Source organism: Pseudomonas iranensis, assembly GCF_014268585.2.
Classification (GTDB): domain Bacteria; phylum Pseudomonadota; class Gammaproteobacteria; order Pseudomonadales; family Pseudomonadaceae; genus Aquipseudomonas; species Aquipseudomonas iranensis.
In genome coordinates, this window is the sequence record NZ_CP077092.1 from 5,606,603 (window position 1) to 5,620,093 (window position 13,491).

Sequence of the window (13,491 nt, forward strand, 5' to 3'; positions counted from 1 at the left end):
GAGTCTTAGCCGAGGCTGATCTGCACTTCCACACCGGCCGCAAGATCAAGCTTCATCAGCGCGTCAACGGTTTTATCCGTTGGCTGGACGATGTCCAGAACACGCTTATGAGTGCGGATCTCGTACTGGTCACGCGCGTCTTTGTTGACGTGCGGGGAAACCAGAACGGTGAACCGCTCTTTACGGGTAGGCAGTGGAATTGGACCACGCACTTGAGCACCAGTACGTTTCGCGGTTTCCACGATTTCCTGGGTTGATTGGTCGATCAGGCGATGGTCAAAAGCCTTCAACCTGATACGGATTTGCTGATTTTGCATTGGATTTCAGACTCCGGCTGCTATTCCCACCGGGCGCAATACGCCCGTTAAAAGGAGGCGCAATTCTATAGACGCCCCCGATAGGTGTCAACCCAATAAAAAAGCCCCCGCTGAGCGGGGGCTTTTTCAATCCATCAAGCTGACTTTAAAAGTCTTACTCGATGATTTTGGCTACGACGCCGGCGCCGACGGTACGACCGCCTTCACGGATAGCGAAACGCAGACCGTCTTCCATCGCGATGGTTTTGATCAGGGTAACAGTCATCTGAATGTTGTCACCTGGCATTACCATTTCAACGCCTTCTGGCAGCTCGCAGTTACCAGTCACGTCAGTAGTACGGAAGTAGAACTGTGGACGGTAGCCTTTGAAGAACGGAGTGTGACGACCGCCTTCTTCCTTGCTCAGAACGTAAACTTCTGCGGTGAACTTGGTGTGCGGCTTGACCGAACCTGGCTTGACCAGAACCTGGCCACGCTCAACGTCGTCACGCTTGGTACCACGCAGCAGAACGCCGCAGTTCTCGCCAGCACGACCTTCGTCGAGCAGCTTGCGGAACATCTCAACACCGGTGCAGGTGGTGGTGGTGGTGTCACGCAGACCAACGATTTCCAGAGCATCCTGAACGCGAACGATACCGCGCTCGATACGACCAGTCACAACAGTACCGCGACCCGAGATCGAGAATACGTCTTCGATTGGCATCAGGAATGGCTTGTCGATCATACGAACTGGTTCTGGGATGTAGGTATCCAGAGTTTCAACCAGTTTACGAACGGCAGTGGTGCCCATTTCGTTGTCGTCTTTGCCTTCCAGCGCCATACGAGCCGAACCGATGATGATCGGAGTGTCGTCGCCTGGGAAGTCGTAGGTCGACAGCAGGTCACGAACTTCCATCTCAACCAGCTCGAGCAGCTCAGCGTCGTCTACCAGGTCAGCCTTGTTCAGGAAAACCACGATGTACGGAACGCCTACCTGACGGGACAGCAGGATGTGCTCACGGGTTTGCGGCATCGGACCATCAGCGGCCGAGCAAACCAGGATCGCGCCGTCCATCTGGGCAGCACCGGTGATCATGTTCTTCACGTAGTCAGCGTGACCTGGGCAGTCAACGTGAGCGTAGTGACGAATAGTCGAGTTGTACTCAACGTGAGCGGTGTTGATGGTGATACCGCGAGCTTTTTCTTCTGGTGCGCTGTCGATCTTGTCGAATTCAACGACGGCCGAACCGAAAACTTCGGAGCAGACGCGAGTCAGAGCAGCAGTCAGAGTGGTTTTACCGTGGTCAACGTGACCAATGGTGCCAACGTTGACGTGCGGTAGGGAACGATCAAATTTTTCTTTAGCCACGACAATTAACTCCTAGCCTAAAGGGGCTGAATCAGCCTTGTTTTTTGGTTACGGATTCGACGATGTGCGACGGAGCCGTATCGTATTTTTTGAATTCCATAGAGTAGCTTGCGCGACCCTGGGACATGGAACGAACGTCGGTCGCATAACCGAACATCTCACCCAGTGGAACCTCGGCACGGATAACCTTGCCGGACACTGTGTCTTCCATACCCTGGATCATGCCGCGACGACGGTTAAGGTCGCCCATCACATCACCCATATAGTCTTCAGGCGTAACAACCTCTACCGCCATGATCGGCTCGAGCAACTCACCACCGCCCTTCTGGGCCAGTTGCTTGGTCGCCATGGAAGCAGCCACCTTGAACGCCATCTCGTTGGAGTCGACGTCGTGGTAAGAACCATCGAACACGGTAGCCTTCAGGCCGATCAGCGGATAGCCGGCAACAACGCCGTTCTTCATCTGCTCTTCGATACCCTTCTGGATAGCCGGGATGTATTCCTTAGGAACCACACCACCTACAACTTCGTTCACGAATTGCAGACCTTCCTGACCTTCGTCAGCAGGAGCAAAACGGATCCAGCAGTGACCGAACTGGCCGCGACCACCGGACTGACGAACGAACTTGCCTTCGATTTCACAGTTCTTCGTGATGCGCTCACGATACGAAACCTGAGGCTTGCCGATGTTGGCTTCGACGTTGAACTCACGGCGCATCCGGTCAACCAGGATGTCCAGGTGCAGCTCGCCCATGCCGGAGATGATCGTCTGACCAGTCTCTTCATCAGTTTTAACGCGGAAAGACGGGTCTTCCTGAGCGAGTTTGCCCAGAGCGATACCCATTTTCTCCTGGTCATCCTTGGTCTTAGGCTCTACGGCAACCGAAATAACCGGCTCCGGGAAGTCCATGCGAACCAGGATGATTGGCTTGTCAGCATTGCAGAGGGTTTCACCGGTGGTGACGTCCTTCATGCCGATCAGGGCCGCGATGTCACCAGCGCGTACTTCCTTGATCTCTTCACGGGCGTTTGCGTGCATTTGCACCATACGGCCCACGCGCTCTTTCTTGCCCTTGACCGAGTTGATCACGCCGTCGCCGGAGTTCAACACGCCCGAGTAAACGCGGACGAAGGTCAGAGTACCCACGAATGGGTCGGTAGCGATCTTGAACGCCAGAGCCGCGAAAGGCTCGTTGTCGTCTGCATGACGCTCCATCTCTTCTTCCTCGTTATCAGGGTTGGAACCCTTGATAGCGGGAATGTCGGTCGGAGCAGGCAGGTAGTCGATAACGGCGTCGAGAACCAGGGGAACGCCCTTGTTCTTGAACGAAGAACCGCAAACGGCCAGAACGATTTCGCCGGCGATAGTACGCTGACGCAAAGCAGCCTTGATCTCTTCGATCGACAGCTCTTCGCCTTCCAGGTACTTGTTCATCAGCTCTTCGTTGGCTTCGGCGGCAGCTTCAACCATGTTGTTGCGCCACTCTTCAGCCAGCTCTTGCAGCTCGGCAGGAATGTCCTTGCGAACAGGGACCATACCTTTGTCGGAGTCGTTCCAGTAGACAGCTTGCATGTTGATCAGATCGATCTGACCCTGGAAGTTGTCTTCGGAACCGATGGCCAACTGGATCGGCACCGGAGTGTGACCCAGACGCTGCTTGATCTGACCGATCACGCGCAGGAAGTTGGCGCCGGCACGGTCCATCTTGTTTACGTAAACAAGACGTGGAACGCCGTACTTGTTGGCTTGACGCCATACGGTTTCCGACTGCGGCTCAACACCCGAAGTACCGCAGAACACAACGACAGCGCCGTCGAGTACGCGCAGGGAACGCTCAACTTCAATGGTGAAGTCAACGTGGCCCGGGGTATCGATTACGTTGAAACGGTGCTCGTGAGAGTACTGCTTCTCGGAACCTTTCCAGAAGGCGGTAATGGCAGCAGAAGTAATGGTAATACCACGCTCCTGCTCCTGAACCATCCAGTCTGTGGTCGCGGCGCCATCATGCACCTCGCCCATTTTGTGACTTTTGCCGGTGTAAAACAGTACGCGCTCGGTGGTGGTGGTTTTACCAGCATCCACGTGAGCGACGATACCGATGTTACGGTAGCGGCTAATCGGAGTAGTACGAGCCATAAAGCCCTCGCAAAATTAGTGAAGCTAAAATTAGAAGCGGTAGTGCGAGAAAGCTTTGTTAGCTTCGGCCATACGGTGCACGTCTTCACGCTTCTTAACAGCAGCACCTTTACCTTCAGCAGCATCCAGCAGTTCGCCAGCCAAACGCAGAGCCATAGACTTCTCGCCGCGCTTACGGGCGAAGTCTACCAACCAGCGCATTGCCAGAGCGTTACGACGGGAAGGACGAACCTCGACCGGAACCTGGTAAGTAGCACCACCAACGCGGCGCGACTTCACTTCGACCAGCGGAGCGATGGCGTCGAGTGCTTTTTCGAAGAGTTCCAGGGGATCGGTGCCAGCCTTACGGGCCGCAACGGTTTCCAGGGCACCATAAACGATACGCTCGGCAACGGCTTTCTTGCCGCTTTCCATAACGTGGTTCATGAATTTGGCGAGGATCTGGCTTCCGTATTTCGGATCGTCCAGAATCTCACGCTTTGCTGCTACGCGACGTCTTGGCATGATAAGCCCTCAAGCGGTCTTCAGGTTAGCTCGGGACAGATCCAGAGGATGCGTGCCCGACCTTACTCTTATCGACTCAATAAAATAAAAATCTGCAAAACGGCCGATTACTTCGGACGCTTGGTACCGTACTTCGAACGACCCTGGTTACGGCCTTTAACGCCGGAAGTATCCAAGGAGCCGCGAACGGTGTGGTAACGAACACCTGGCAAGTCTTTTACACGACCGCCGCGGATCAGTACCACGCTGTGCTCTTGCAGGTTGTGGCCTTCACCACCGATGTACGAGGAAACCTCGAAACCGTTGGTCAGACGCACACGGCATACTTTACGCAGTGCCGAGTTAGGTTTTTTCGGCGTGGTGGTGTACACACGAGTGCACACGCCACGACGTTGCGGGCAGTTCTGCAGCGCAGGCACGTCGGATTTCTCGACGATACGCTTACGCGGCTGACGTACCAGCTGGTTGATAGTTGCCATCTACTAGCTCCACTGTTGTCTTGCGACGCTATTGTCTTGCAAGAAAAGCAAAATGGCAGGAACGAATTCCCGCCAAATTTAGGGGATCAAGAGTCTAAAGAGGATCTTGATTCCAGTCAAGGCAAGGCCCCGACCTCCCCGCCCATCGAACCTTGACTTGATGTCTCGATTCGACGAACGGAGCGATCAGGGCCTCACTCTCGTTTATCGCAGAACTCAGTTACCGCTCGAGTTCAGCGCTTCGGTCAGTGCAGCTTCCACTTCACTGGCGCTTACGCGCAACGGCTTGTCGGCATCACGGCGACGCTTGCGCTCGCTGTGATAGGCAAGACCGGTACCGGCCGGGATCAGACGACCCACGACTACGTTTTCTTTCAGGCCGCGCAGGTAATCGCGCTTGCCGGTGACTGCCGCTTCGGTCAGTACGCGGGTGGTTTCCTGGAAGGAAGCCGCCGAGATGAACGATTCGGTGGACAACGACGCCTTGGTGATACCCAGCAGAACGCGAGTGAACTTGGAGACAAACTTGTCTTCCGCGCTCAGACGCTCGTTCTCTACCAGTACGTGAGTCAGTTCCATCTGGTCGCCCTTGATGAAGCTGGAATCGCCGGACTCGGAGATTTCAACTTTACGCAGCATCTGACGCAGGATGGTCTCGATGTGCTTGTCGTTGATCTTCACGCCTTGCAGACGATAAACGTCCTGGATCTCGTTGACGATGTACTTGGCCAGCGCGCTTACACCCAGCAGACGCAGGATGTCGTGCGGATCGCTTGGACCGTCGGAGATAACTTCGCCGCGGTTTACCTGTTCGCCTTCGAAGACGTTCAGGTGACGCCACTTCGGAATCAGCTCTTCGTACGGATCGCTACCGTCGTTCGGGGTAATGACCAGACGGCGCTTGCCCTTGGTCTCTTTACCGAACGCGATGGTGCCGCTGACTTCAGCCAGAATCGACGCTTCTTTCGGACGACGGGCTTCGAACAGGTCGGCAACACGCGGCAGACCACCGGTGATGTCACGGGTCTTCGAAGTTTCCTGCGGGATACGAGCGATAACGTCACCGATCGCAATCTTCGCACCGTCAGCCACACCGACCAGGGCGTTGGCTGGCAGGAAGTACTGAGCGATAACGTCAGTGCCTGGCAGCAACAGATCCTTGCCGTTGTCGTCGACCATCTTCACTGCTGGACGGATTTCCTTACCGGCAGCTGGACGATCTTTCGCGTCAAGTACTTCAATGTTGGTCATACCGGTCAATTCGTCAGTCTGACGCTTGATCGTGATGCCTTCTTCCATGCCCACGTAGGTCACGGTACCTTTCATTTCGGTAACGATCGGGTGAGTGTGCGGATCCCACTTGGCCACGATTGCGCCAGCGTCGACCTTGTCACCTTCCTTAACCGAAATCACAGCACCGTACGGCAGCTTGTAACGCTCGCGCTCACGACCGAAGTCGTCCGCGATTGCCAGCTCACCGGAACGGGACACAGCAACCAGATGGCCATCCACTCGCTCAACGTGCTTCAGGTTGTGCAGACGGACTGTACCGCCATTCTTCACCTGAACGCTGTCGGCTGCGGAAGTACGGCTTGCCGCACCACCGATGTGGAACGTACGCATGGTCAGCTGAGTACCCGGCTCACCGATGGACTGGGCAGCGATAACGCCGACCGCTTCACCGATGTTCACCTGGTGACCACGAGCCAGATCACGGCCGTAGCACTTGGCGCAGATGCCGTAGCGGGTTTCGCAGCTGATCGGCGAACGCACGATCACTTCGTCGATGCTGTTCAGCTCGATGAACTCGACCCACTTCTCGTCAACCAGAGTGCCGGCGGGAACGATAACGTCCTCGGTACCCGGCTTGAATACGTCACGGGCAATGACACGACCCAATACACGCTCACCCAACGGCTCTACAACGTCACCGCCTTCAATGTGCGGAGTCATCAGCAGACCGTGTTCGGTGCCGCAATCGATCTCGGTAACCACCAGATCCTGCGCCACGTCTACCAGACGACGAGTCAGGTAACCGGAGTTAGCGGTTTTCAACGCGGTATCCGCCAGACCTTTACGAGCACCGTGAGTCGAGATGAAGTACTGAAGTACGCTCAGACCTTCACGGAAGTTCGCAGTAATCGGCGTTTCAATGATGGAACCGTCCGGCTTGGCCATCAGACCACGCATACCGGCCAGCTGACCAATCTGTGCTGCGGAACCCCGCGCACCCGAGTCGGCCATCATGTACATCGAGTTGAAAGACTCTTGGTCGACTTCGTCGCCGTGACGGTCGATGACTTTCTCTTTCGAGAGGTTGGCCATCATCGCCTTGGAAACTTCGTCGTTCGCTTTCGACCAGAGGTCGATCACTTTGTTGTACTTCTCGCCCTGGGTTACCAGGCCGGAGGCGTACTGGCTCTCGATCTCTTTCACTTCGTCGGTGGCTGCACCGATGATGCGGGCTTTTTCATCCGGGATAACGAAGTCGTTAACACCGATGGAAACGCCGGAGATGGTCGAGTAAGCGAAACCGGTGTACATCAACTGGTCAGCGAAGATCACGGTCTCTTTCAGACCAACCACGCGGTAGCACTGGTTGATCAGCTTGGAGATCGCCTTTTTCTTCATCGGCAGGTTGACGACGTCGAACGACAGACCTTTCGGCACAACCTGGAACAGCAGCGCACGGCCGACAGTGGTGTCGACGATACGGGTACCGCTCACGCTGTTGCCGTCACGGTCGTTGACGGTTTCGTTGATACGAACCTTGACCTTGGCGTGCAGTGCGGCTTCGCCGGCACGGAACACACGGTCGACTTCCTGCAGATCCGCGAACACACGACCTTCGCCCTTGGCGTTGATCGCTTCACGAGTCATGTAGTACAGACCCAATACAACGTCCTGCGACGGAACGATGATTGGCTCACCGTTGGCTGGCGACAGAATGTTGTTGGTCGACATCATCAACGCACGCGCTTCGAGCTGGGCTTCCAGCGTCAGCGGTACGTGCACGGCCATTTGGTCGCCGTCGAAGTCAGCGTTGTACGCGGCGCAGACCAGAGGGTGCAGCTGGATAGCCTTACCTTCGATCAGTACCGGTTCAAACGCCTGGATACCCAGACGGTGCAGGGTCGGCGCACGGTTGAGCAGAACCGGGTGTTCGCGAATCACTTCAGCGAGAACGTCCCAAACCTCTGGCAACTCGCGCTCGACCATTTTCTTGGCCGCTTTGATGGTGGTCGCCAGACCACGCATTTCCAGCTTGCCGAAAATGAACGGCTTGAACAGCTCGAGAGCCATCTTCTTCGGCAGACCGCACTGATGCAGACGCAGGGTCGGGCCTACGGTAATTACCGAACGACCGGAGTAGTCAACACGCTTACCGAGCAAGTTCTGACGGAAACGACCCTGCTTACCCTTGATCATGTCAGCCAGGGATTTCAGAGGACGCTTGTTGGAACCAGTGATTGCGCGACCACGACGACCGTTGTCGAGCAATGCATCGACCGCTTCCTGCAACATACGCTTTTCGTTGCGCACGATGATGTCCGGCGCGGACAGATCCAGCAGGCGCTTCAAACGGTTGTTACGGTTGATCACTCGACGATACAGATCGTTGAGGTCGGAGGTCGCGAAACGACCGCCATCCAGCGGGACCAGTGGACGCAGATCTGGCGGCAGAACCGGCAGAACGGTCAGCACCATCCACTCTGGCAGGTTGCCGGAACCCTGGAAGGCTTCCATCAACTTCAGACGCTTGGACAGCTTCTTGATCTTGGTTTCCGAGTTGGTTTGCGGAATCTCTTCGCGCAGACGGCCAATCTCGTGCTCCAGGTCGATAGCGTGCAGCAGTTCACGGACAGCTTCGGCACCCATGCGGGCGTCGAAATCGTCACCGAACTCTTCCAGCGCTTCGAAATACTGCTCGTCGTTCAGCAGCTGACCTTTTTCAAGGGTGGTCATGCCTGGATCGATAACGACATAGCTCTCGAAGTAGAGAACGCGTTCGATATCACGCAGGGTCATGTCCATCAGCAAGCCGATACGCGACGGCAGCGATTTCAGGAACCAGATATGGGCAACCGGCGAAGCCAGTTCGATGTGCGCCATGCGCTCACGACGAACCTTGGCCAGTGCAACTTCAACGCCGCACTTCTCACAGATCACACCACGGTGCTTCAAGCGCTTGTACTTACCGCACAGGCACTCGTAATCCTTTACCGGGCCAAAGATCTTGGCGCAGAACAGGCCGTCACGCTCAGGTTTGAACGTACGGTAGTTGATGGTTTCCGGCTTTTTAACTTCACCGAACGACCACGAACGGATCATCTCCGGCGAGGCCAATCCGATACGGATGGCGTCGAACTCTTCGACTTGACCCTGGTTTTTCAGCAAATTCAGTAGGTCTTTCAAGGCCTTTCCTCCTGGCGGAGCAGAGAGCGGGCAATCCTGCCCCGCTCTCGATTCGCGTCACGTGTTATTCGGTTTCCAGATCGATATCGATGCCGAGGGAACGAATTTCCTTGATCAACACGTTGAAGGACTCGGGCATGCCCGGCTCCATACGGTGATCGCCATCCACGATGTTCTTGTACATCTTGGTACGGCCGTTCACATCGTCCGACTTCACTGTGAGCATTTCTTGCAGAGTGTAAGCAGCACCGTATGCTTCCAGTGCCCAGACCTCCATCTCCCCGAAACGCTGACCACCGAACTGCGCCTTACCACCCAGCGGCTGCTGGGTAACCAGGCTGTAAGAACCGGTAGAACGCGCGTGCATCTTGTCGTCTACCAAGTGGTTCAGCTTCAGCATGTACATGTAGCCAACGGTAACTGGACGCTCGAACTTGTTGCCAGTACGGCCGTCAGTCAGCTGCATCTGGCCGCTTTCCGGCAGGTCTGCCAGTTTCAGCATGGCCTTGATTTCGCTTTCCTTGGCGCCGTCGAACACTGGAGTGGCCATTGGAACGCCGCCACGCAGGTTGTTCGCCAGATCGAGGATTTCCTGATCGGAGAAGCTGTCCAGATCTTCGTTACGACCGCCGATCTGGTTGTAGATCTCATCCAGGAAGGTGCGCAGCTCAGCCACTTTACGCTGCTCTTCGACCATCCGGTTGATCTTCTCGCCCAGACCCTTGGCCGCGAGGCCCAGGTGGGTTTCGAGGATCTGACCAACGTTCATACGCGAAGGTACGCCCAGCGGGTTGAGGACCACGTCGACCGGGGTGCCATTGGCATCGTGCGGCATGTCTTCAACCGGCATGATCACGGAGACCACACCCTTGTTACCGTGACGACCGGCCATCTTGTCGCCCGGCTGGATGCGGCGACGGATTGCCAGGTAAACCTTGACGATTTTCAGCACGCCTGGAGCCAGGTCATCGCCCTGCTGCAGTTTGCGCTTCTTGTCTTCGAACTTGTCGTCCAGCAGACGGCGACGATCAACGATGTAGGCCTGAGCCTTCTCGAGCTGCTCGTTCAGAGCATCTTCAGCCATGCGCAGTTTGAACCACTGGCCGTGCTCAAGACCGTCGAGTACTTCGTCGGTGATGTCCTGACCCTTCTTCAGGCCGGCGCCGCCTTCGGCCTTGTGGCCTACCAGTGCGGAACGCAGACGCTCGAAAGTCGCGCCTTCAACGATGCGGAACTCTTCGTTCAGATCCTTGCGGATCTCGTCCAGCTGGGACTTCTCGATCGACAGTGCACGCGCATCACGCTCAACGCCGTCACGGGTGAAGACCTGTACGTCGATGACAGTACCTTTGGTGCCGGTTGGCACGCGCAGGGATGTGTCTTTAACGTCGCTGGCTTTTTCACCGAAGATTGCACGCAGCAGTTTTTCTTCCGGAGTCAGTTGGGTCTCGCCTTTCGGAGTGACCTTGCCAACCAGGATGTCGCCTGCGCCTACTTCAGCACCTACGTAAACGATACCGGCTTCGTCCAGCTTGTTCAGTGCAGCTTCACCCACGTTCGGGATGTCCGCAGTGATTTCCTCTGGGCCAAGCTTGGTGTCACGGGCCACACAGGTCAGTTCCTGAATGTGGATCGTGGTGAAACGGTCTTCCTGAACCACACGCTCGGACAGGCAGATGGAGTCTTCGAAGTTGAAGCCGTTCCATGCCATGAACGCGATGCGCATGTTCTGACCCAGTGCCAGTTCACCCATGTCGGTGGACGGGCCGTCGGCCATGATGTCGCTACGCTGAACACGATCACCTTTACGCACCAGCGGACGCTGGTTGATGCAGGTGTTCTGGTTCGAGCGGGTGTACTTGGTCAGGTTGTAGATGTCGACACCGGCTTCACCGGTTTCAACTTCGTCATCGGCAACACGAACCACGATACGGCTGGCATCGACGGAATCGATCACGCCACCACGACGAGCCACGACGCAAACGCCGGAGTCACGGGCTACGTTACGCTCCATGCCGGTACCTACCAGCGGCTTGTCAGCGCGCAGAGTCGGTACAGCCTGACGCTGCATGTTCGAACCCATCAACGCACGGTTGGCGTCGTCGTGCTCGAGGAACGGAATCAGCGACGCTGCAACCGACACAACCTGCTTCGGCGAAACGTCCATCAGGGTGACGTCTTCCGGCGCCTTGACGGTGAATTCGTTCAGGTGACGTACGGCAACCAGTTCGTCGATCAGGACTTTCTGCTCGTTCATGGTCGCCGAAGCCTGCGCGATCACGTGATCGGCTTCTTCAATAGCGGACAGGAACACGATCTCGTCGGTGACCACACCCTCTTTCACCACGCGGTACGGGCTTTCCAGGAAGCCGTACTGGTTGGTGCGAGCGTACGCAGCCAGGGAGTTGATCAGACCGATGTTCGGACCTTCCGGCGTTTCAATCGGGCAGACACGACCGTAGTGAGTCGGGTGTACGTCACGAACTTCGAAGCCCGCGCGCTCACGAGTCAGACCGCCAGGGCCGAGTGCAGAGACACGACGCTTGTGGGTGATCTCGGACAGCGGGTTGTTCTGGTCCATGAACTGCGACAGCTGGCTGGAACCGAAGAACTCTTTCACCGCCGCAGCCACTGGCTTGGCGTTGATCAGGTCTTGCGGCATCAGGCCTTCGCTTTCAGCCATCGACAGACGCTCTTTGACCGCACGCTCAACACGTACCAGGCCAACGCGGAACTGGTTCTCGGCCATTTCGCCTACGCAGCGAACACGACGGTTACCCAGGTGGTCGATGTCATCGACGATGCCTTTACCGTTACGGATGTCGACCAGAGTCTTCAGGACCGCGACGATGTCTTCCTTGCACAGCACGCCCGAACCTTCGATTTCGGTACGACCGATACGACGGTTGAACTTCATCCGGCCGACCGCAGACAGGTCATAGCGCTCGGGGCTGAAGAACAGGTTGTTGAACAGGGTTTCGGCAGCGTCTTTGGTTGGCGGCTCGCCTGGACGCATCATGCGATAGATCTCGACCAGCGCTTCCAATTGGTTGCTGGTGGAGTCGATCTTCAGCGTGTCGGAGACGAACGGACCGCAGTCGATGTCGTTGGTGTACAGGGTCTCGATGCGAACAACCTGGGCCTTGGCAATCTTTGCCAGGACTTCAGTGTTCAGCTCGGTGTTGCATTCAGCCAGGATTTCGCCGGTAGCCGGGTGCACGATAGCCTTGGCGGTGGTGCGGCCGAGGACGTAGTCCAGTGGCACGTCCAGCGTCTTGATACCGGCTTTCTCGATCTGGTTGATGTGGCGCGCGGTAATACGGCGGCCTTGCTCAACGATGACCTTGCCCTTCTCGTCCTGGATGTCCAGAACTGCAACTTCACCACGCAGGCGCGATGGCACCAGTTCCAGGCTGAGGGTTTCGCCGCTCAGGTGGAATACGTTGGTGGTGTAGAACGCGTCCAGCACTTCTTCGGTGGTGTAACCGAGTGCGCGCAGCAGTACCGAAGCCGGCAGTTTGCGACGACGGTCGATACGCACGAAGACGCAGTCTTTCGGGTCGAATTCGAAGTCCAGCCACGAACCGCGGTAAGGAATGATGCGAGCCGAGTACAGCAGTTTGCCGGAGCTGTGCGTCTTGCCGCGGTCGTGGTCGAAGAACACGCCCGGGGAACGGTGCAGCTGGGAAACGATAACACGCTCGGTACCGTTGATTACGAAGGTACCGTTCTCAGTCATCAGGGGGATTTCACCCATGTAGACTTCTTGCTCTTTGATGTCCTTGATCGCTTTGTTCGACGATTCTTTGTCGAAAATGATCAGGCGCACTTTTACCCGCAAAGGTACGGCGAAAGTTACACCGCGCAATACGCATTCTTTGACATCAAATGCCGGTTCGCCCAGGCGATAACCGACGTACTCCAGCGCAGCATTGCCGGAGTAGCTGATGATCGGGAAAACGGATTTGAAGGCCGCATGCAGGCCCACGTCGCGGAACTGATCTTTAGTCGCTCCCGCTTGCAAGAATTCACGATACGAATCCAGCTGGATGGCCAGGAGGTAAGGCACATCCATGACGTCCGGCAACTTGCTAAAGTCCTTGCGGATACGTTTTTTCTCAGTATATGAGTAAGCCATCAGCGTTCCCCAGCTTGGTCACCTGCTTGTTTGGCCCCTCCCGACGGGAGCAGCCAGAAAATCGTGCAAACCCCATGGTTTGCGCCACCGCATCGGGTGGTTACAGCGCCTTTACCGGCACCGACCCAGTCGGCTGCCAATAACGGAAAAAG

Annotated in this window: 7 protein-coding genes; all 7 read right to left on the bottom strand. The window is 56.4% G+C overall.

All coding sequences use genetic code 11. From position 1 onward, the window contains the following. Nucleotides 1-5 precede the first annotated feature (5 nt). Nucleotides 6-317 carry a 30S ribosomal protein S10 gene (rpsJ, locus tag HU724_RS25350; RefSeq protein WP_003186070.1) on the bottom strand — a complete coding sequence of 104 codons (312 nt, stop codon included), beginning with the start codon at nt 315-317 and terminating at the stop codon, nt 6-8. Nucleotides 318-471: 154 nt separating this feature from the next. Next, on the bottom strand, nt 472-1,665 hold the full coding sequence (gene tuf / locus HU724_RS25355; RefSeq protein ID WP_024014521.1) for an elongation factor Tu: 1,194 nt from the start codon (nt 1,663-1,665) through the stop codon (nt 472-474). Between the two features lie 31 nt (nt 1,666-1,696). Beyond that, entirely contained in the window at nt 1,697-3,802 is a 2,106-nt protein-coding gene (gene fusA / locus HU724_RS25360; RefSeq protein ID WP_016772942.1) for an elongation factor G, read from the bottom strand. Nucleotides 3,803-3,832: 30 nt separating this feature from the next. Beyond that, nucleotides 3,833-4,306 (bottom strand): 30S ribosomal protein S7, encoded by a 474-nt coding sequence (gene rpsG / locus HU724_RS25365; protein ID WP_016772941.1) that lies wholly within the window; start codon nt 4,304-4,306, stop codon nt 3,833-3,835. Between the two features lie 107 nt (nt 4,307-4,413). Further along, nucleotides 4,414-4,785: a 30S ribosomal protein S12 gene (gene rpsL, locus HU724_RS25370; RefSeq protein WP_003186084.1), complete on the bottom strand. Its 372-nt coding sequence runs from the start codon at nt 4,783-4,785 to the stop codon at nt 4,414-4,416. 216 nt (nt 4,786-5,001) lie between these two features. Continuing rightward, nucleotides 5,002-9,201: a DNA-directed RNA polymerase subunit beta' gene (rpoC, locus tag HU724_RS25375; RefSeq protein ID WP_186568806.1), complete on the bottom strand. Its 4,200-nt coding sequence runs from the start codon at nt 9,199-9,201 to the stop codon at nt 5,002-5,004. Between the two features lie 64 nt (nt 9,202-9,265). After that, the gene (gene rpoB / locus HU724_RS25380) at nt 9,266-13,339 is read right to left on the bottom strand and encodes a DNA-directed RNA polymerase subunit beta (protein WP_016772939.1); all 4,074 of its coding nucleotides are present in this window, start codon (nt 13,337-13,339) and stop codon (nt 9,266-9,268) included. Nucleotides 13,340-13,491 lie beyond the last annotated feature (152 nt).